Source organism: Acinetobacter sp. LipI_19 (assembly GCF_058242925.1).
Window position 1 is genome coordinate 2,241,927 of sequence record NZ_JBZAYK010000001.1, and the last position, 22,403, is coordinate 2,264,329.

The following is a 22,403-nucleotide window of genomic DNA, read 5'->3' on the forward strand; positions in this document are numbered from 1 at the left end:
TCGCTCTATTTAATTTAGAATCCAACTGCCCCAAAGAAAAACCTAAACAACCTGCACCAATTGCAGATTTGCCAGATAATTTATCATAGCTTGCTTTAGTAATCCCAAGTCCACCATAAATATTCCCATTGTGTACATTCAGCCCTACACTTCCACTCCCGACATAATAACTTCCAGCGCAAATTAAATAGTCGATTTCAATATTACATTTTCCACTTGGACATTTTGATTTGTTGTCATTGTATTTCGAAGGGATTTTGTATCCTCCTAGTAAACCACCAGAATATGGTTCTTTTTTATTTTTCGGAACAGGTTGATTATAAATTTTTTGTTGACCAATCCAATAATCACTTACTTTTGTAACGCCCCATTTACTCTTAGCTAACTGAGTTTCATTTGCTTTATTCTTTAGAACAGAAGCATTATTCGCTGCCATCTTTTCCTTTTCACTCTTTGCCATCAATCCCATCGGATCCACCCACTGATTTGGATCACTTACATAAACAGAATTATTTAACCCTCCATCTAATCCAATTGGATCTTTACTTATATACCTTGCGCTAAACGGTTCGTAATAACGATAACGGTTATAGTGTAAACCTGTTTCCTTATCGTAATATTGCCCCTGAAAACGGATATTACTTTGTTCCAATGGATTGTCTTGGTTTGTTGTATTAATTTCTAAAGCTGTGCCCCATGTATCCTGTTTGATTTCCCAAACAGACTCGCCTAACTCATTACTCAAGGTTTGTGGTGTACCGACTTGGTCGCAGTGATAAAAGGCAACACGTTCTAATTCAGCTTTATTCTTTCTGGTTTCAGTTTTCCATACAGGATCTTTATAAATCGAATAAGGTACATTTTGGAATTGAGAATAGTCAGGTGTTTCTATCAACTGAATAAAGCCAGCATAACCTGTCTGTAATAGTGGTACAAAGCTATTCGGTTCATAGACATAGTGTTTGGTGTAGTCTTGCTGTTTTGATTGATTTTGGTTTGCTTGATATGACTCCCATATCATTAGATCACCATCCCAACCAAATAAGGTTAGGCTGTGGTCTGTTTGGTTATTCTTAAATAATCGTCTGCCAAAAACATCATAACCATAGTCTGTGATTTGACGGTTTTATCACTATAAATAATAGTGTTACTAAAATGTAGTAATACCCTTTTGAATAATAATATTTTTTAAGCGCTTTAAATTTTCAGTAGCTAAACTAAAATCATTTTCTGAAGCTATTTTATACCAATATTCTGCTTTATCTACATTCCTTGCAGTTCCTTCACCATGCTCATACATCCATCCTAAATTATTTTGAGCTAATGGATCATTTTTTAAAGCAGATCTCTCAAAGTAATTAAATGCTTTTTTTAAATCTTTTTTAACTAAAGTGCCATCATAATAAATTACTCCTAATTCTGTAATAGAGGGTGTAAAACCATTACTGTCAGCAAACAATAAATTTTCCATCATTTTTTCTGTTTCTTTTTCATTTTTATAGATAGTGCCTAACTGATGTGCAGCTAAATTATCCCCAAGTTCCTTCGCCGAAGTAAACCATTTTTTAGCACTTATTAAATTTCCTTGTAAATAATACAAATAACCTAGTGAATAGTGGGCTGGTGAAAAACAATAATTAGCGGATTTATTTAAATAAAACTCAGTAAGCTCATAATTTTTTCAATCTATCTTTTCCAATCAAATATGAATATCCACATAATAACAACCTTTCATTTCTTGAATATCTTCATCAATTTTATTTTGACTTCCCTGCAAAGAGTATAAACTCATTATAATTATTTTCTTTTCATTCAAATCATCAACTTTAATACATTTAGCATATAGAATATTAGACCACATTAAAAAAAACAAAATAACATATAATCTCATAAATCAACTCAGCATTAAAAATAATGAAAAAACAAAAATCAATAAAAAACAAATCTGTATGAAATATAAAAATTTTAGCCTTTTTGCATAAAAATCACGATTATCAAAATTTTTAAAAACTATTTTATAAAGATATTTAGTATGTTGAAAACTTTTCAAGTTGAAATCCAAATAATCTTTTGCAATATTTTTACTAATAAAATATTTAAACAAATAAAATCGAACTATACAGAATAAAATAACATAGAGAAGCAGTGATGATAAAAATAAAAATAAAATAAACCCATCTGACATTTATCTTAATCCTCCAAAATTTAAGGGAGCCCGTGGAAGCATTTGTTGATTTCTTTTTAACTGCTTGTGATCGGCTACTGCTTTTTGATCGGCCATAGAAAACCAAAACCATTTAAGTACACAATTGTTAAATATATTTAACTTTTACTGCGAATTACTATCATAATAAATAAAAAATATTGTTTGATTATTTTAAATTCATTTCATTTAATCTTCTCTCACTTTTACGCTTTACAGTGATCTATGCCAGAGTCATTATAATATAAAAAATTGACCACGAATTTTTATCTGAATAGTATATTTCCTCTCCATCTTTAGCTTTTTCTAATTCATTTTCAGGAAATAAAATAGCTATTTTTTGATATTTATTTATACAATATTCTGAATAATTACCATAATTTTCGACTTCTTTCCATCCATCAGATTTTAATTTCTTTCTAATTTCGTTCATCTCGATTTTCGACAAATTTTCTTTAGGTATATGAAGTGTGGCCAAAGAATTATTTGGTCGAGTAATCGATGGTTTAAAAACCGGTTGGTATTGACCAAAATAAACTGTCATAATTTTTTTAAAATCAATCATTACTGGCACATTTTCTGTTTTTTTAGAATTAACACCACAAGCTACTAAGCAAAAAGAAATTACTAATAATAAACAAAAATTAATTTTCATACTATTTACTCAACTTTACTTTAACTTTATTGTATTCTTCAGATATATTAACAGACTTTTCATTAATAGATATCCCTCCATCCCAACCTACTTTCTGAGTATTCAACCCTGTTTCAATTACTTTTAGCGTTGTTAAATTTAACCAATCTATATTTATGGGTTGGGCTAGACCTGCTCTAAAATTCCAAAGAGTTATACCAAATCAGTCGTTAATTTCATTTGAAAGTTATCAATTATATAAACTATTAACTACAGCTCCCCCTTAAACAGCTGATTTAAAAAGTGATCCACACTTAAAAAATTAAAATCAATAGATTAATTGCAGGAATCAACACCAGAAATTAGATACATAAACGCAACGCCATTTACAGAAAAATCTCCTGGAGTCAACACTGAGCCTTGATAATCAATTACAGGACCTGAATTAGCAGTTACAATATTAATACGATTATTCCTACCTAAACAATATGTATCAACGCCTTTACCCTGTCCTTTGAGTACCCATCCATCTTGTTTTAATATCTTTATTATTTCATCAAGTTTTTTTGAATCCTTAGAAACTTCTACATTAGAAATCTGTGTTTGCGATTTATTTATTGCATTTCTTATTTTAACATCAGAACCCAATATTTTGATCATTTTATCATCAAAAGGATATCTATCCGAATCATCTGGTCTAAGACCTGTTGTACAAGCGATCAAGTTAACCGTTGAAATAATACAGAACAGTGTTTTTATATTTTCACCTATTTTCAAAATATTACACCTCATATTTGAATTAAATTTCATTTAAACACCAGAAAAATATTTTTTTAAATACTTCTAATAATTTTAAATAAAAACTCCGTACAAATTACTTACAACCATTTACACCATCATCATTATATACATAATAAATCAACCAATCATTAAAATCACCAAAAACAACTCTACTTCCACTTCTATCAAAATATTCACTCTTATCTGGATATAAAATTCCTAATTTATTATAAATACCATGACAATATATATATAATCCATTATAAACATCCTTTCTTACCCATCCTTCTTTTATTATCTTTTCTTCAACACCAAAAAATTCAACTTTACTCATATTATCTTTGGATATCAAAATATTAGACATTTCAGCATTAGGCTTCATTATCCCAGGCTCATACTCATATTCATACCCTTTAAAAACCAATTTTGAAAACTCTTGAATATCGACCTTATTTTTGTGTGAATTATTATTTACACAAGACACTAAGAAAAAGGATAATCCTAGTATAGAAAAGAATATTTTATACATTTTAAATCCATAAATTTTTCCAAAGTTGATTTTAGTTTTCTCAATAAATAACCATTCAAAATTTTAAATCCTTACAATATGACGTTCCTTCTTTCTTATAAACAACACCTATATTCCATTGATCCAACAAGCTAGATTTCATATATAATTTTTGCCCAAACTTATCATAATATTCCATTTTCTCTGGATAAATAATTGTCATTTGATTATACCGATCATAACAAAACACATACTGATCCTCAGATGTATAAACCAACTTCCAATTTTTCTCTATTTTACTTTTTATCATTTCAAAATCAGATAAGGATAAATCAGACTTAGGAATAAAAACATTATAGTAGTTTGCAAAACCTCGTTGCATACCCACCTTTAATTCATAATTATAGCCATCAAATAAATAAGAAATCTCTTTTTCAACATTAATTTCATTGCTTTTAGAACTATCTATATCATTACATGCTTGTAAAAATAGATTCAAAATTATTAAAAAAATAAATTTATACAATATGTTTTATCCCTTAGATTAACTAAAATTTTAAAATAAATAAAAATCAATATCTTAATAAAATTAAAAGCAATAAATTTTAGTTCCGCAAGAAATCTATTGGTTTAAAATTTTACATCCTTACAATATGATGTTCCTTCTTTCTTATAAATAACACCTATATTCCATTGATCCAACAAGCTAGATTTCATATATAATTTTTGCCCAAACTTATCATAATAGTCCATTTTTTCTGGATAAATAATTATCATTTGATTATACCGATCATAACAAAACACATACTGATCCTCAGATGTATAAACCAACTTCCATTTTTTCTCTATTTTACTTTTTATCATTTCAAAATCAGACAAGGATAAATCAGACTTACGAATAAAAACATTATAGTAATTTGCAAAACCTCGTTGCATACCTACCTTTAAATCATAATTATAGCCATCAAATAAATAAGAAATCTCTTTTTCAACATTAATTTCATTATTTTTTGAACTGTCTTTTTTTATACCATTACATACTTGTAAAAATATAATTATAATTATTAATAAACCGACTTTAATCCAAACACCAACTTTCATTTCACCTTATTTTCCACATTCAAGTTAAACCTAACAAATAATTATAATTTAAAAAATATTACAAGATGCTCAAATCAATCTAATAAAAAATTCAATCAATTTTTAACAACTACACCAATATATCTATTTCATCAACACACTCTCCTTTAAAAATAATATTTCTCACAAAAAACTAAAAAACCTCACAAAAATAATATGAGCCACTATTTATAAAAAATGGCCAACCATATTACATAAGAATCATTAAATTTAAATATCACCAAGACTTCTAAATATTTTAATTTACTCCAACTCTATAACTGGAAGTTTATCTTTACGACAATGTTTAACACCTACATCATTATAAGATAAACCGATTGACCATTCATCTATATTCTCATATCTAATTTCAGCTCCATCATAGCCATAATGATGTGGGTTAATAGGGTATAATATCCCCATATAAATCGTCGTTCCTAAACAAAATTCATAAAAGCTATCTTTAGCTGAAATCATTTTCCAACCATCATTTTCAAGCCTAACTTGTATTTTTTTAAAGTTATCAAATGGTAATTTTGACTTCTTTATTTCAGCTATTGCATATTTATTGTAAGATTTATCGACCCAAACTTTTTCATTTGGACTATAATCACCAAAATAATAATTAATTATATTAGTAAAATATTTACCTTGTTGAGTTTCTTTAGTATTAGTACAAGAATTTACACATAAAATTAGAGTTGTTAATAAACTAATTTTAATCCAATCTATCACTTTTTATTCACCTTACCCCTATATTTAAGTTAAATTTAACAACTAATTATAATTTTAAAAATATTACACTTAAATCAGTCTAATAAAAAAAACAATCAATTTTCAACAATAATACTAATATATTTACACACCATTAAAACAATAAAAAACCACACAAATATAATATTAGTCATTATTTATAAAAAATAATGACTAAAAATATTACATAAAATCTTTAAAGTTAAATATTGTTATGTATGCCAAATAGTTTATTTAATTTATTCCAACTCTATAACTGGAAGTTTATCTTTACGACAATAGCTCACTCCCTCTTCACCATATGACAAGCCAATTAACCAATCATTTATATTTGTATATCTAATCTCTTGCCCATCAGAACTATAATGATGTGGACGTAATGGATAAAGTATTCCCATATAAATTTCAGTTCCTAAGCAATACTCATAATAACTATCTTTTTCTGAAATAAGCTGCCAGCCATCATTTTCTAATTTTTTCCTAACAATATTAAAATCAGTAAATGTGAGATTTGATTTTTTGATTTTTGTAATAGAATATTTACTCTCTGGTTTATCTACCCAAACCTCTTCTAAGGGATCATACTTTTCAAAATATAGATTGATTGTATTAGCAAAGTATTTACCTTGTTGAGTTTCTTTAGTACTTGTGCAAGAAGTTACACATAAAATTAGAATTGTTAATAAACTAATTTTAATCCAATCAATCATTTTTTATTCACCTTATTTGGCTTAATAAATTTAAATTCAAGAGGTTTACTACCTGTTTCCGTTTCAGAATAATCGAAGATTGTAGTACCAACTCCATTCTCTAGTCCAATTTGACTACTTAGAGAAAATATCTTTTGACCATTAGGGACGGTTGCTCCACCTGTTAATCCAAATAAACCAAATGTAACAGTGAAGCCCCTACCTGGTAACCATCTATTAACAAAATTTGCAAGGTTTTCTTCTTTTGGTTTATTAGTAATACTACCAAAACTACACCCCCCCCCTTTGCTGAAACATTCTTTAAAATTGATTTTCCAAATTCTAAAGTGCTTTTATTACCACGATTAATAATACCTGTCGCTGTTGATACTACAGTAGAAAGACTACCACCTTTAACTGGATATACACTACCATCGTGAAGGTTAACAACTGTACCCCCTGATATTGGCCCCAATCCTACGGAACATATAGCATAATCGGCATTAGATGGACATGTATAAGGGCTATAAGCTTTATTACCTAATACAGCTTTTGAACGTATACCTCCTGATTGTCTTGAGTTAGGAGTACTTTCACAAACTGTATCTTTAAAAAATTTTTCATCACTTTTTGCTTTTTTCTCAGCTGCTATTTTCTGTTTTCTAGCTTTTTCTGCAGCTGCCATTTTTGAAGCATTATCTTCGCTAATTCTCTGCTTTATATAATCATGCTTTCTTTTAAAATATGCATTTTCATCTTTAAGCCACAATGGTGCGTCATCTGAGACGTAAAAAGGATCTGGCTTCGATTTTTTCTCTTGCAATCCTAAAGGATCCACCCACTGATTTGGATCATTCACATAAACAGTGCTATTCATGCCTCCATTCAACCCAATTGGGTCTTTACTCACATACCTTGCACTATACGGTTCGTAATAACGATAGCGGTTATAGTGTAGCCCTGTTTCCTTATCCTTGCGCTTCAGACCGAGCAGTGCTCGATCTTTGCTCATGCACCCTGAAAACGGATATTACTTTGTTCCAATGGATTGTCTTGGTTTACTGTATTAATTTCTAAAGCTAAACCCCATGTATCTTGTTTGATTTCCCAAACACACTCGCCTAACTCATTACTTAAAGTTTGTGGTGTACCGACTTGGTCACAGTGGTAAAAGGCAACACGTTCTAATTTAGCTTTGTTCTTTCTGGTTTCAGTTTTCCATACTGGATCTTTATAAATCGAATAAGGTACGTTTTGGAATTGGCGATAGTCAGGTGTTTCTATCAGCTGAATAAAGCCAGCATAACCAGTCTGTAATAACGGTACAAAGCTATTCGGTTCATAGACATAGTGCTTAGTATAATCAGTTTGCACTTTTGATGATTTCACTGATTCCCACACCATCACATCACCATCCCAACCAAATAAGGTTAGGCTGTGGTCTGTTTGGTTATTCTTAAATAATCGTCTGCCAAAAACATCATAACCATAATCAGTAATTTGACCATTGTTGTCACTTTGTATCAGACGATTTAAGTTATCCCAAGTGAGTTTTAAGGTCTGACCGGCTTGAGTGGTTTCAATCACATTGCCCTGTGCATCATATTTATAATGTTTGCCTTGATACTGGCTAATCAAGTTATTTTTTACTTGCGCAGCTTGAGTGGCAATCGGATCAATCAAGTTCCCCGCAGGATCAAAACTAAAGCTTTCAGATTTATATGGGTTTTGGCTTTTGATTAAACGCCCGATTGGATCATATTGGTAATTTAACTTACCTAAACGACTATCATCGACTTGAGTCAGCAAATAGTTGTTATCATAGTGATAATGACGTTCTGCTTGAAATTGTACCCTGTCCGTTGTTTCTTGTTCTGGGCGAATGACTTGTGAGCTGAGTAAGCCCACATCATTATAATTCTTGGTTTGCACTAAACCATTGGCCAGCAGTCGCGTGGTTTCACGATGTAAATCATCACGTTGGAATGCCACCATATCTTGTTTGTTAAAAGCAATACCATAAATATGCCCCGATCCATAACTTAGATTGGCTTGTACTTGTCCATCAGGACGAATGGTTTGAGTCAAATTCCCCAATTCATCGTACTCATAACGTAATACTGCTGTGAGTGGGGTTAGATTCGGTACTTTATAGTGTTGATGCTCACGTACCAATTGTCCAAGTTGATTGCGATAAAAATCAATTTGGCTTTCTGTATTGGTCGCTTTACTGAGTTGGTTATTTAAGTTGTATTCAAACTCTTCAACTTGGCTATGCCGAGTCTGCAAATGGGTATAAGTCTTTGACGCGATCGAACCATCCATATGATAGCCGAATTGAGTCAGAATATTGGGTTGGCGGATTTGAAATAAAAATCCATTGTCATGATATGTAAAGTGCTTTTCTTCACCATCAAAAGCTTGTTCACGCACCAATTGCCCAAAACGATTATAGTCAAATAGATATTCGGCATGGTTTTGATTGCTTAGTTTTTGAATTCGACCTTGTTTATCCCACTGGTAGCCGATTTGGTGTCTATTGGCATCGACCCGTTGCGCTAATAGCCCGACTTGATTGTATTTATATTGGGTAATTAAGCCTTTGCTATCGGTATGCTTAAGTAAACGCCCTTCTTCATCATGTTCAAATTGTTCTTTTAATCCATCAGGATAAATGATTGCTTGTAACTGCCCTCGGTCTTTACCTTGAGTACTATAGAGATACTGAACCTGTTGTGCATCCGCAGCAGCTTGTGCGGTCAGCGTACCGTCTTCATCATATTCCCAAGCACTACTTTTCCCTGAACAATCGGTATACGACACCATCTGCCCAAGATCATTATATTGAATTTTCTTTGAGCCGCCTTTGGCATCAACTACTTCAACTAATTGGTTGTCATTATTATATTTATACTGGGTGATATGCCCTAAAGGATTAATGTCTTTGCTGACATTGCCATCAGCATCATATTGTTTTTTCCAGATATTGCCTTCTGGGTCCTTAGTTTCAGTCAGATTACCATTTTCATCATAGGCAAACAGGATAATGCCACCATTTGGCTGTACAATTTTCACCAATTGACCTAGTTCATTATAAGCTTGTTCCGTTTCTAAGCCTGCAAAATCAATTTGACGCGTAATCCGTTTTTGACTATCTCGAGATATCCACTTTTCACGACCATCGGCTAAACGAGTACGATAGGTAAAGCCATCTAAATCAAAATAATAATAGGTCGGAACATCATAAGCGTCATAGACTGCCACTTGACGCAAACGTGGATGCCATTCTAAACGGGTTTTAAAACTGCCATCATCTGCCCACTCCTCAATCGCTTTGGCCTTGGGTGCAGTAGATTCATATCGAATATTTTGCCCACGTCCAGTACGATCTGTATAACGGGTCAATTGATGGGCATGGTTATATTCATAACTGCGGGTATGTCCATTTTGATCAATGGCTTTGATCAGATTGCCTTGTTGATCATATTCATAACGTGCCAATGCTTCCGCTTGTTCATCGACAAATGCGGCAATGACTTTGGCTTGTTCATTAAAAGCAAATTTGACTAAGTGTTTAGCGCGCTTCAATTGAAAATCAATCGCCTGTAAATAGGCAAATTGTTCAAACAATAAATAGGTCAGAACCACCTTTTCATCAGTCTGATCATTAAATTGTTGAACGAGGTGATAATGTTTTCCAGCATTAAAACTATGAAAATGGAAATTCCAGTCTGAACCAAAATTCAGCAATAAATCCCCATCGTCATGTGGTGCGACACTAAATCCTTCAAAGGGTACCTGATATTTTTCATAGACGATCGAAGCAGGCAGTTGGTGTTTGCGTCCATTGCTGTCAATAAATAAATATCCATTTTGATTTTGTATGATCACATTGGAAAATGGCATCATCCAACGTGCGCCGATCATACTGTGATCAAACTCAGTCATTTGAGAGTTATATTGACGACTAAAGGCAAAACCAACTTTAGGCAAGTAAAAATCTGAATGATTAACCCGTTCAGCACCAATAGAATAACTAATACTTTGACCTGTTTGTGTATCTGCACCCTGACAAGGTGGATCATTTAAGGCATCAGGTTGTAAGGTGACAAACTCTAAAATATCACCATTGATATGCTGCTCATGTTCGCCTGTTTGGTTTAACGGCACACTGGCTGTGGCTTTTTTACCTTGAGTTTGGATGGCTTTTAGGGTTTCTTGAATCAACCAAGCAAGGCTATATTGCGTTCCTGCATTGCTTTGTTGTTGAATCACTGTAGCAAGTTGTGCTGTCGCCTTAAGCACTTCTTCTGTTAATCGTGTTGCGATATTCGGGGTCATCTTTGCGGTCATATCAGCTTGTGCAGGTGTACCCAACAAATCAATCAATGGCTGTGCCCAGTTGCTAAACTGCTTGCTGGGATCACGTTTTTCAGCTGTTGCTCCCGCTGAAGCAACACTGGGTAATCCAGCTACAGCACTGCTGCTAAAGGCTTGGAGAATTGAAGTCCCTAGTGTCGTAGCACTCGACAATAAACCTGATAATTTACCTTGTGTTTCTTGTAGGAATTTTTCTAAATCGCCAGCCATCTGCGCATTTAAGTGTAGCTGCATCCGACGTAAGTCAGCTTCTTTGATTTTGCCATTGGCTGGGTATAAACATTCGGCCATTAAACCCAGCATTGGACGTAAAGCCATACGCACATGTGCTTCTGTATTCGGTTGTAAAAATAAACCGATTAAGTTCATGCTTAACAATGCCGATTGTTGTACCCCTGCCTCAGCTTGCTTGGGTTCAGTGGCAAATAAAATAAGGTCTAAAACACTGCCAGATAATGCAAAGATATTGGCGACTGTTGGTACATTGGCACTTGCTTTGATCTGTTCTAGGCTGGTATTTCCACAAGCCTGTAAATAGTTTTGGATTTGATGGGCGATAAACTTATGGTCTTCTGTATGCGTCAGGCTGGCCAAATTAAATACTGCCAACTCTACCGCGGGCTTGGTCTCTTTAGCGGCTGGTTGTTGCTGTGTATTTGACCCTGCGGTCTGATTTTTACTGTCTATAAATGCCATAAGCTTAACCTTAATACGTTCTAATTTTTAATTTAATTTCAATCAATTAAAATTCAAAAAATGTTCAATTATTTATTTCGCGCGTTATATACATCTGGTTGTTCAGCAGCCGTTTTTCGCACAGTCACTTGTTTGGTGACATAACGGGACTCTTCCAGATCCATCCGTACCACATCCTTATCCATATCATAAATCGACTGGGGTTTTTTCACGTCGACTGGTGCTGTCGCTTGTGGAGTCTGCTGAGTCAAAATTGGCGCAGGCTGACTGATTTGTTGAGGAATATTTTGTGGGATCGTGGGTACTGATGCATCGCCTTTTCGAGTGGTAATGCTATAGGTTAAGAAGCGAGAGAAATATTCATCTTTTTTAATAAAATCATCCACCACTTTCACTGGGGCATCTAACCCATTTTGAGCAGCACCAAATGACTCTGCAACAAAACCTTGACCCAGTGACGACCCAAATCCTGTTCCAGCAGTTAAATTAGAAACCAAACCATTGGTCTGTTGAGCAAACAATGCAGAGGCTTGGTCTTTAAAGAAATCGATCCCTTGATCTTTAATGTTGTGTAGGGATTGACTTGGATTAGCAATCATCTGGCCCACATTCATCATCTGTGACGGAGATAAATTTAAATTCAATGCCGAAGAGACGGAACCTAATGCACTTTGAGTAAATTGTTCTTTAAATTGTCCCAAGCTTTGTGTGCCTAAGTCTTTTAAAGCGTTTTTGCCCATATCTTTCAATGAGTCAGCATTCAAAGAGAATAAATTGTTTTTGAGTTGAGACATCATATTTTGTCCCACTGAATTTAATGTATTTTGTGCAAAACTTGTGGCACCACCGACCACTTCTTCGGACCAAGTATAATCACGGTTAAAATGACTTGCTTTATCCCATGCACTCCGTGGATCAGTCTCAAATTCAACTTTGGCAGGGCCAGGTGCAATACCTGTCACTTGGGCAAAGCCATTTGCATCCAGCTTGCCAGACACTTGCTTGCCAAATGAGTCAATCACTTTAAAGCCGGTTTGTTTAAAGAAGTCTTGCCCACCATAGCTTTTTAATAAGTCGAGTGCGCCTTTGAGCGGATTCGATGGCGGCAGTTGTGCTGATTTACTGACACTGGCACCCGGCTTAAATGTGTGCTGCCCTGCATTGACCTCAAACTTACCGCCTGTTTTTGGGAAAATCCCTGAGCCATTTAGGGCAATCTGCGATGAGCCACCAGTAATCAACACTTCTTTTGGGCTACTGATTTCTATCCGATCTTCTGTAGATGAGATGGTAATCCCCAGTTTAGCAAATACATCTAAAGCGTCTGACTGCGCTTGAATTTCAACTTTACTTTGCGCGGCAATGGCTTTAATGCCACCTTGTGCAGCAAATAGACTCACTTTGCCTAAAGCTTGCCCCAAAAGATTCTTTTGGGTACTGAGGTTAATACTATCGCCCGCAGTATGGTTAATGATGCCTGTGGCTGAAAGATGGATATCTTCAGGGGTACTTAAGGCAATCCCATCAACAGAACTGAGTAACATGATGGCTTTTTTATATTTGGCAACATCTTTTTCAATGTCTTCGGCAAAAGCTTTGAGTTGCTCAATCGATTCTATTTCATCCGTCTTTTGGTTTTTGGCAATATCGCTTAAGGCTTTACTGTTGGTCTGACTACCCTCAAGTTGCTTTTTGGCAAGCTCTGAATCAAGGTGATCACCTTTGGCTTGGTCTTGTTTATAGGTCGAAAGCAGTAAACCTTGCCCTGCGCGAACGGCTCCCCATTGGTCAGTCCTCAGCTCAAAGCCTTCACCACGATCATCACTTTCTGCTTTGTCTTTTGGATGACTCAGTTTGCCCAAGTTGAGTTGGCTGGCGCCATGACTACTCTGTAACTGGCTGCTGATTTGGCCAGTAGTATCGTCAAACCTCAGTTGATTGTAGCCACTGCCTTGATACTCTCGACTTTTGATTCCTGCCAGTTTCTTGGTGTCAGGCAGTTTGCCTTTGTCATCAAACTTGCTTGGATGACGTTGCGCTTCATGGATGCGCCCAACCACAAAGGGACGGTCAATGTTGCCATCAAAGAAATCAATAACAACAATCTCTCCTATTCTCGGTAAGAACCGCGCACCATAGCCTTCACCTGCCCACGGGGTCAGTACATCCACCCACGCTGAATCTGTGTCATTGTCATTAGAACCCGCACCGCCATCATGGGTATTGTCTTCATTACGGCTAAACAGGAAGCGAACTTTAATACGTCCCCATTCATCAACATGGATTTCTTCTCCACTTGGCCCCACTACTTTGGCCCGTTGTGGTGATGCAATCGGTCGGTGTTGTAATGGGTTATAGGCTGGAACCGTGCTGATATTACGGCGTTGAATGGTTAAATTACTAGCTTGACGTTCATCACTCGTGTTGCTGGTGATTTGACTTGTTTGCCAATTGCTTTGTTGGACTAAAGCGGTGACTTGATCGGTGAGATCTTTGGGTAAGTTATTTTGGTTATAAAAACTTTTAGCCGTGATTAAAAATTCTTTGTCTGCACCTGAGTGTTGATCAATTTCGGGATGCCCATTCAATTCAAAGTAATAGCCGACATGTGCATCACGTACTGTTGACGTTGCTGTAAATTGTTTGGCTTGTGAATCGTAGTAGTTGCTGAGGTTTTGGTTAAACTTTTCAATCTGACTGTTGCTCGATGGCGTTGCACCATCTTCGCCATTAAGGTCTTGAATCCATGCAGGGCTAAAGTGCCATGCTTGTTCTAAAGCTAGACTGGCATTGTCATAATTTTCACTATGACTGTGTTTACTTTGGACACTGCCAGCACCTTCATCAATATCCAATACATCAGCTTGCCAACGCTGGATATGCACTGAAGTCGGTTGAATGGAACGCTGACCAATAAAATTGGTAATTGAATCAGTTTTTTCTACGGCGCTGCTTCTATGGAAGCGAATATTGCGGCGTTCTAAGGCACTAAATTGCGAATTATCATCAATTAAACGAAGCTTCTGTGCTTGGATTTGTTCTGTTGAGCTCGATACTTTAAGCTGTGCTTCATCGATCAGCCAGTTAATCCCTTCACTTCTCATCAAACGGGTCAGGAAGTCAAAATCACTTTCAGATGCCTGCATAATGAATGGACGCACATCATAGTCTTTGCTCAGTCCACTCTTATCTAAACTCAGACTTGAGGCAAATAGTGGGCTGCGTTGTACCCATTCTTGGAACACGGTCTGGATCACATCCACGACCGACTTATTCATAAATACTCTAGAGTTTCTACGGTGTTTCCAAAGTGCTGTTGGGTCTTCTACAGTCAAACGATAGATGGTAAGAGAACCATCAGATGCGCCAATATCGGCTTGGGTCACAATTCCTGAAATACGGGTTAATTCAGATTTATCTGTGACAATATCAATTGCAGCTTGCGTTGCAATAAAGCTTTTTAAAGGAATGCTTGCTGACGTTGCAAGACAGATGAGTTGGAGCCGAACACCCTCATTGATTTGATGTGTTCCATCAATACGTTGTAGGAATACTTGTTGGCTCAATGCCGAATTAGAAAATTGTACGTGGATGGCACGTTTTTGTGCTGATAAGCCAAGCTGCTCCAAAGCAGCGTAAATATTGTTAGACATGCTTATTATTAAATTCTAAATTGTGATCGATTATACTAAAAAACTTAAGGGTTTGTCTATACAGACCTGTCTATATTGCGCTCAAATTTTAAGCAAAAATGTAAATATTTTTATTTTTTAATGCATAATAAGTAAAATTTTCTCATTGTTTTATAAAATATTTATTCAAAAATAATTCAAAATCTACAATAAGATTGTTACGCTAGGCGGATGTATGAATATCTCCTTTTCGATTTAGTTTTTGGCAATGATGGGTTTTAAACAGTAAGAATAAACAAAACAACTTCGAACCGATCTTATGGTGCTACAGCATGTACTCATCGTATTTTTATCAATTTTTAATTGTGTAACAATAGTTCAAATACAAGGACTCTATTCATCCTAACTAGTTTTTTCAAAAGCTCTGAATAGCTCATGAATTCTATTGTGCTATATTTTAATTTTTTAATGATAATTCACACTTATATTCAGTTAAAAAACTGATTTATATTAAAATAAAAAACTAGTGATAAGTGACAATCAAACACTCAGCACTAGCTTTTAGCTAACATCAATTAATAATTAAAAGTATAACTCAAACCAAAAGTCCGGCCTTGTGCCCGCATACTAGACACAGGTGAAAAGGTAATTTCTGACTGCTGACTATAAACGGTGCGATAGTCTTTATTCCACACGTTATAAATTCCAAAATCCACCCGCCCCTTATAAGCCGGGAAATTCACGAGGGTATCCATAATCGCATAACCCTTTATTTTTGCAGCCCGGTTTGGAACCACTTTATCATTGTTCACTGCAACCTTATCGTCTTCAAATGCTTTGTCAGTTCCTTTTACAGCAAGCACCTGTACACGGAATCCATAACCATCATCACTATTCCACTCACCAAAAATAGTTCCCTTAGTTGGAGATACCTGATAAGCATTTAACTCACGCCAATTACCCGCCGCATCCTTATATTGTCCACGGGTGTAAGCCAACGTGCCACCAATTTTAAAATCATCCAGAATTCGATATGCCGCAGTCATTTCAGCACCGTAAACACGCTGATCAGTATCCGCAATATTGACTGAACGATCAGCATTGAACTGAATGACTTTATCAGATGTATTATAAAAACCAGTAATTCCTAAATCAAGTTTTTGATCATCTTGCAGACGCCAACCCAGTTCATAACTATTGACCGTTAGTGGTTCTATATTCGCAGTTGAAACGGTCAGAATTGAGACATCACGTAACATCCGTAATATATCTGGATAACTAAATCCTTGAGAGAAATTGGCAAATAATTGCTGATTATCAGTAAGTTTATAAACTGCGCCTAAATTAAACAAAAACTTGTCAGCATTTGTTGAATCACTCGCAACGCTTTGTGTTTGTCTAGAAGGTGTATAAGCGTCTGTATCTGCCTTGATATATTGATAGCGCGTTCCCGCTTGAAGATTAAAGCGATTCGTTAATTGATAATCTGCCTGTAAAAAAGCCCCGATATTCTGAATGACAGTATCTGGACCAGCATCTAACCTTCTACCAGTATCCTTGTAAACCATACCGTTATTGCTGACAGACAATACGTCATAATGCTGAGTATCTTTTTCTCGGTCATAATCCAGACCATAGGTCAGATTAAGATCTCGCGCTGCAAGCTTAAAATCTGACTGCACTGTAGACCGCATTCCTGCCACATCAACCGTATATTCTGATTGATTGACCGTAGCGGCACCTGATTAAACTGGGAAAAAACGCCCTTTTTCATTTCTATAATAGGCTTCCAAATTTACCGTCTGCCCCCATACATCCTGATTTTGATATTGGGTATTCAAAGCATAACGATCCGTAAATGGCTGATTACTTAATTCCAGCCCCTTGATGGCTCGTTCAGACTGTGGCCCTTTAGCAATGGTATAGTTCGGTCCATAATCAGGTAGATAACGAGTATCCTGCTTATCCTTATAATACTGCGCACCAAAACTTAAGCTTTGTGTGTCAGTCAAATTAAAATTCAGGCGTCCATTTATGTCTAACGTATCTGTATCATTACGGCTGGTTTGATTGGGTTCAGTTGCAATCCGATCCCCATTCGCATCGAACAATGATCCCCGGCTGGTATAGTTCGCACCCAAAAAACCATCCATTTTATCATTACTGAAAGAAACGCTCTGACCTGCTTCATAAGCCAGACCATCTCCTCGGAAATTATCAGCAGAGGTTATCCCTAATTTCGTCTCAAAACTCAGTGGTTTCGATTTGTCAGCACGTTTGGTAATGATATTAATAATCCCACCCGTTGCACCAGAACCATAAATACTGGTTGCTCCAGAAATGACCTCAATCCGTTCAATCATCCCCGGACTGATACTGTTCAATTGGCGCGCAGGATCACGCGATCCCGTCTGAGATACACCATCAATCATCACCAGTACAGTTCTGCCTCGCATGGTCTGACCATAATTACTTCCAGTACCACTAGACGGCGCCAGTGAAGGAACCAATTGAGCAAGAAGATCTGCCACTTTTCGCCCAGCCCCAGCCTGTTTTTGTACCTCTGCTCCGCTGATGTTCTGTACAGTTCCTGCAATATCTGCAATGCTTTTTTCTGATCGTGTTGCTGTAATAACGATTTGTGGCAATTTCTGGACAGATTCCTGTTGTTGAGCATTGCTCACTGGTGTCTGATTATTCGAGGTTTCATCCTGTGCATATAACTGACTACTGATGGCAATAGATAAAACACATAAGCTGAATTGGGAAAGGCGCATCCTGTTTCCTCAGTTGTAGGCCTAAATTTTATCGATAATAATAATCATTAACATTACTGATGTAAAACATATTCTTTTAATGGCCTATTCCAACAACCCAAGGAAAACACAGCACAAAAATTATTAATTTAATTTGTCTTTTAATAATTTCAGTTCTGATTCATTTTGAGTTTCTAAGATTTTCTTAGGGTGATTCTCTTTAATAAAAATAAATGTGATAGCGATCTGCTTTATAAATTTTTTCTAGTGATTGATTAACAATTTTAATCAAATGGTCATCTAATTTCACTATAATTTAAGTCAATAATTATATATAAACCATATTTATCAAAAACTTATAAACAAAATCATTACTCACTCCCACAGTTTACTCTTCAAAAAAATTACAAAACACAACAAATTTAGCGTAAATTTTAATAATAATAAAACCAATAATGATTATCATTTGCAATAGATAAAACCAGAGAATTCTAACGATGATCCATAACAATATTCTCGATTGCATAGGTAAAACTCCTTTAATCAGACTCTCAAGGATGTTTACCGATCAATCCGTCACCGTTGTCGCAAAAATGGAGTTACTCAATCCAGGTGGAAGTATCAAAGATCGACCTGCATTGTATATGTTACAAGAAGGGCTTAAATCTGGCCTCATTCATAAAGATAGCCATATTGTTGAAAGTTCATCGGGCAATTTAGCAATTGCACTTGCAATGGCATGCAAAATTTACGGCCTAAAATTCACTGCTGTGATTGACCCCAAAATTGCTTCAGCCAATTTACAAATGTTGAAGCTCTATAAAGCCAATATCGAAATGGTCTCTGAAAAAGATCAAAACGGCGGTTATTTAAAAACAAGAATCGATACAGTACAACGACTTTGCCGCCAGTTGCCCAATGCTGTTTGGATCAACCAATATGCAAATCCCAACAATTGGAAAAGCCACTATTATGGTGAAGCAGAAGAAATCATAAATCAAATCGATCGCAGTATTGATTACTTGGTTGTTGGTGCAAGTACTTCTGGAACAATCATGGGCGTATCTCGCCGCTTAAAAGAAAAATTCCCGCATTTAAAAGTTATTGCAGTCGATATCGTCGGTTCTGTTCTCTTTGGTGGTCACTCAGGCCCACGTGAAATTCCGGGTATCGGTGCAAGTACCGTTCCAGCCCTACTCTCCCCAGATGAAATAGATGATGTCATCTATGTTGATGATTATGAGTCAGCTTTAGGTTGCCGAGAACTCCTCGAACATGAAGGCATTTTTGCGGGTGGATCTAGCGGCTCATCTATTTCAGCAATAAAAAAACTTATCCCGACCATCCCTTCTGGATCATGCGTTTTAACCCTTTTGGCAGATAGAGGCGATCGTTATTTAGATTTAGTTTATGACGAAGAATGGTTCGAAATGATCAAGAGAAGACATTTCAATAAAAATCATCTCAATCAAGAAAATTTTACTTTGCAATCCGTTGTTTAACTCCACTTTTTAGGAAATATTTATGAGTAATTTGGCTAGCCTTCGTTACCTTAGTCAATCAGATTTACTTCATCTTGGTGCAAATCACAGTAATTCGTTTATCGAAGCAATTACTGAAGGCCTCACACTTCACGCAAATAAACAGTTTGTACAACCCTTAAAACCCTATTTACGTTGGCAAGGTGCGGACCATATTGCCGACCGAATTATTGCCATGCCGTGTTATTTGGCTGGAAATGATCCTATTGCAGGGATCAAATGGATTGGTTCTCGCCAACACAATCCTAAGAAATTTAATATTCCTCGTGCCAGTGCCTTAATTGTTTTAAATGACGCTGAAACAAATTACCCCGTGGCAATCATGGAAGGCAGTTTAATTAGTGCGATGAGAACAGCGGCAATTACTGGTGTATCAATTCAATATCTCGCCAAAAAAGACTTCTCAGATATCAGCGTGATTGGTTGTGGTCCGATTGCCCAAATGCAAATCAAAACGGTCTTAGAACAATACCCACAAGTTAAAAAAATACATTTATTTGATCTAAACCCAGAAGCTGCAGAAAAACTTAAAGCATTATTTATTGCCGAATATCCAAATCTTCAAATCGAAATTCATGAAACTGCCAAGTCGGCGATCCAACAGGCAGATGTATTAATCACTTGCACAGTATCTGACAAACCCTATATCCCGTTTGAATGGCTTAAAAAAGGTTGCTTCGTTTCAAATATATCAATCATGGATATTGAACCAGAAGTTTTCCTCAAAGTTGACAAAGTGATTGTGGATGACTGGGATCAATCCAATAGAGAAAAGAAAGTCATCAATGTACTGGTTGAAGAAGGTTTATTTAGCCGTGAAAAACTACATGCTGAACTAGGTGACATCATTATTGGGCATAAAAATGGCCGTGAAAATGATGATGAAATCATTTTACTCAATCCAATGGGTATGGCGATCGACGATATTGTTTGTGCGAAATGGTTTTTCAATGCTGCACAAAAACAAAATATTGGCACAGTTTTGCCACTTTTATAATTATAGGAACAATGCACATGTTAGATCGGATTTACACAACACAACTTCAGAAAACTATAGATGCGCTCTATATGGAAAATTATGGTGAGTTCAGAAACCATATTGTCTATAAAAAGCCTTATCTTGTAATACATCTGAGTAGTGAGTTGGAACTACATTTCAACTGCTTAAAAGTAAATAGTGTAAATCCTTTCTATATCACAAAAGCAGAAGTTTTACTTCATAACACGTTGAGTCAACAGACCACTGAGATCGCGATTGCTGACGTTTTCAATTATTTAACTCAATCCTCATGGTGGCCATCAATCAACCACCAAAAGGCCATTACGTATTGGCATGATAATTTGGTGACTGCTGAAAAAATTCCTCAAATCTTACAATCCGCACTTTCTTTTTCTTCGCCACTCATAATGAGTGAACAACTTTCGCTTGTCGCTGACCGTGCATTTCATCCATTTGCACATGCGAAAGGTGATCTCAGTCCACTCATTACTCAAAAAGAAATTGAAGTGTATTGGTGGGCATTTAAAAAAACAGATGTCAGAAATAATATGGAATCCATTCCACATGATGAACTGGCTCTCCCTGCTGAGGAAAAAAATCTTATTATTGAAAAAATGCAGGCTCTCTCAAATGAATACCTTGCAATACCTGTACTTAAAACACAGCATGACTATTTAACATTTCAAGAAAACAAATATCTAGGGATTGACCTCGGCCTCGCCACTGCAATTGGTTGCCCAACATCCTCGCTACGAACTTTAATCAATCACTTAAATTCAAATCAGCACTTAAAGCTCTCGACCAATGCCAAAACTTTGGGTGCTATTCGCTCTATGCCTGCTCGATATTTAGCCAACGGTCATGCGGCATATGATTTTCTCAATGATGTCATCGACAAAACACCATCATTAAAACATCAGCTCTTTTTAAGCAATGAAACCCATTGGTGGGTCTTAGGAAAACAAGAACCGCTGGTACAAAATTTAGGTGTTATCGGCTGTCAAGTGAGGCATTTACCTCATTTTTGCCAAGAAAAAAATATAGCACCCATTAGCATGTCTGCTTTAAGTTGCCCTTATATTGATCCATGGGAAGCTTTAGGTATAACAGGTGACAAATGGAACTTACTTAAAGATTTGAGTACCCATTTTATTCACACTTTTCTCACACTGTGGTCTTTTGGTGTTATGCCTGAGTGTCATGGTCAAAACACCCTTGTATGTTACCAAGACAATCAATTTAAATGCTTTATTCTGCGTGACCATGACACCTTAAGAATATGCACCCCTGCGATTCAGGACAGTGATTTTGTTCCGCCAGTCTATAAAATTGATACCAGTACGCCAAACAATCTTATCTTTAATAAAAATGAGGATTTATTTAATTATTTTATAACCCTCGGGATACAAATCAACCTATACCCTATCGCATTAGCAACATTGAAATATACCGATCATACTGAAATTGATTTCTGGGAAATGATCCAAGAAATTATTGTCAACTTTATAGAAACTGTCGCGCTTTCTGAACAATCGAAAAACTGTATTCAAAAATATGTTTTTGAAAGTAGCCACTGGCCATTCAAACAATTACTCACCCCTTTATTAGCCCAACAAGGTGATTCAACAGGGATGCCAAGTAAAATTGGTATGACGTCAAATCCCTACCATGCTTTATTCCAATCTTGCTATGAGACCATGGATATCTAAATC

Annotated in this window: 12 protein-coding genes and 3 pseudogenes; 3 read left to right on the forward strand and 12 right to left on the reverse strand. The window is 35.7% G+C overall.

Going from position 1 to position 22,403, the window contains the following annotated elements; genetic code table 11:
* Nucleotides 1-460 precede the first annotated feature (460 nt).
* The 12 genes and pseudogenes from AC4CVF_RS11130 to AC4CVF_RS11185 all read right to left on the reverse strand — a co-directional run.
* Nucleotides 461-1,126: pseudogene (locus tag AC4CVF_RS11130) on the reverse strand (RHS repeat-associated core domain-containing protein); the annotation flags it as partial.
* A 24-nt stretch (nucleotides 1,127-1,150) separates the two neighbouring features.
* Complete coding sequence (locus tag AC4CVF_RS11135; RefSeq protein WP_419328247.1) at nucleotides 1,151-1,600, reverse strand: tetratricopeptide repeat protein; 450 nt, start codon at nucleotides 1,598-1,600, stop codon at nucleotides 1,151-1,153.
* An 826-nt stretch (nucleotides 1,601-2,426) separates the two neighbouring features.
* On the reverse strand, nucleotides 2,427-2,858 hold the full coding sequence (locus AC4CVF_RS11140) for a hypothetical protein (protein ID WP_490789451.1): 432 nt from the start codon (nucleotides 2,856-2,858) through the stop codon (nucleotides 2,427-2,429).
* A 315-nt stretch (nucleotides 2,859-3,173) separates the two neighbouring features.
* Nucleotides 3,174-3,647, reverse strand: coding sequence for a hypothetical protein (locus AC4CVF_RS11145; protein WP_419328243.1), 474 nt, complete (start codon nucleotides 3,645-3,647; stop codon nucleotides 3,174-3,176).
* A 64-nt stretch (nucleotides 3,648-3,711) separates the two neighbouring features.
* The gene (locus tag AC4CVF_RS11150; RefSeq protein ID WP_490789452.1) at nucleotides 3,712-4,146 is read right to left on the reverse strand and encodes a hypothetical protein; all 435 of its coding nucleotides are present in this window, start codon (nucleotides 4,144-4,146) and stop codon (nucleotides 3,712-3,714) included.
* Between the two features lie 55 nt (nucleotides 4,147-4,201).
* Complete coding sequence (locus AC4CVF_RS11155) at nucleotides 4,202-4,651, reverse strand: hypothetical protein (RefSeq protein WP_490789453.1); 450 nt, start codon at nucleotides 4,649-4,651, stop codon at nucleotides 4,202-4,204.
* 104 nt (nucleotides 4,652-4,755) lie between these two features.
* Nucleotides 4,756-5,226, reverse strand: a complete 471-nt coding sequence (locus AC4CVF_RS11160; RefSeq protein ID WP_490789454.1) for a hypothetical protein — start codon at nucleotides 5,224-5,226, stop codon at nucleotides 4,756-4,758.
* A 282-nt stretch (nucleotides 5,227-5,508) separates the two neighbouring features.
* Nucleotides 5,509-5,976, reverse strand: coding sequence for a hypothetical protein (locus AC4CVF_RS11165; protein WP_490789922.1), 468 nt, complete (start codon nucleotides 5,974-5,976; stop codon nucleotides 5,509-5,511).
* 260 nt (nucleotides 5,977-6,236) lie between these two features.
* Nucleotides 6,237-6,707 (reverse strand): hypothetical protein, encoded by a 471-nt coding sequence (locus AC4CVF_RS11170; RefSeq protein ID WP_490789455.1) that lies wholly within the window; start codon nucleotides 6,705-6,707, stop codon nucleotides 6,237-6,239.
* 163 nt (nucleotides 6,708-6,870) lie between these two features.
* Nucleotides 6,871-11,762: pseudogene (locus AC4CVF_RS11175) on the reverse strand (RHS repeat-associated core domain-containing protein).
* A 68-nt stretch (nucleotides 11,763-11,830) separates the two neighbouring features.
* Nucleotides 11,831-15,415, reverse strand: coding sequence for a type VI secretion system Vgr family protein (locus tag AC4CVF_RS11180; RefSeq protein ID WP_490789456.1), 3,585 nt, complete (start codon nucleotides 15,413-15,415; stop codon nucleotides 11,831-11,833).
* Between the two features lie 554 nt (nucleotides 15,416-15,969).
* Nucleotides 15,970-18,171: pseudogene (locus AC4CVF_RS11185) on the reverse strand (TonB-dependent receptor).
* A gap of 476 nt (nucleotides 18,172-18,647) precedes the next feature.
* Here AC4CVF_RS11185 and sbnA point away from each other — a divergent pair.
* From sbnA to AC4CVF_RS11200, 3 genes are read left to right on the forward strand one after another with little or no spacing between them, the layout of a single operon-like run.
* Entirely contained in the window at nucleotides 18,648-19,652 is a 1,005-nt protein-coding gene (gene sbnA, locus AC4CVF_RS11190) for a 2,3-diaminopropionate biosynthesis protein SbnA (RefSeq protein WP_336954736.1), read from the forward strand.
* A gap of 22 nt (nucleotides 19,653-19,674) precedes the next feature.
* On the forward strand, nucleotides 19,675-20,688 hold the full coding sequence (gene sbnB / locus AC4CVF_RS11195; RefSeq protein ID WP_209826392.1) for a 2,3-diaminopropionate biosynthesis protein SbnB: 1,014 nt from the start codon (nucleotides 19,675-19,677) through the stop codon (nucleotides 20,686-20,688).
* 17 nt (nucleotides 20,689-20,705) lie between these two features.
* Complete coding sequence (locus AC4CVF_RS11200) at nucleotides 20,706-22,400, forward strand: IucA/IucC family protein (RefSeq protein ID WP_419329248.1); 1,695 nt, start codon at nucleotides 20,706-20,708, stop codon at nucleotides 22,398-22,400.
* The last annotated feature ends 3 nt before the right edge of the window (nucleotides 22,401-22,403 follow it).

Coding starts and splice junctions, on each gene's coding strand:
- AC4CVF_RS11150 (WP_490789452.1), bottom strand. CDS start 4,146: ATGTATAAAATATTCTTTTCTATACTAGGATTATCCTTTTTCTTAGTG.
- AC4CVF_RS11200 (WP_419329248.1), top strand. CDS start 20,706: ATGTTAGATCGGATTTACACAACACAACTTCAGAAAACTATAGATGCG.
- AC4CVF_RS11170 (WP_490789455.1), bottom strand. CDS start 6,707: ATGATTGATTGGATTAAAATTAGTTTATTAACAATTCTAATTTTATGT.
- sbnA (WP_336954736.1), top strand. CDS start 18,648: ATGATCCATAACAATATTCTCGATTGCATAGGTAAAACTCCTTTAATC.
- sbnB (WP_209826392.1), top strand. CDS start 19,675: ATGAGTAATTTGGCTAGCCTTCGTTACCTTAGTCAATCAGATTTACTT.
- AC4CVF_RS11145 (WP_419328243.1), bottom strand. CDS start 3,647: ATGAAATTTAATTCAAATATGAGGTGTAATATTTTGAAAATAGGTGAA.
- AC4CVF_RS11160 (WP_490789454.1), bottom strand. CDS start 5,226: ATGAAAGTTGGTGTTTGGATTAAAGTCGGTTTATTAATAATTATAATT.
- AC4CVF_RS11140 (WP_490789451.1), bottom strand. CDS start 2,858: ATGAAAATTAATTTTTGTTTATTATTAGTAATTTCTTTTTGCTTAGTA.
- AC4CVF_RS11180 (WP_490789456.1), bottom strand. CDS start 15,415: ATGTCTAACAATATTTACGCTGCTTTGGAGCAGCTTGGCTTATCAGCA.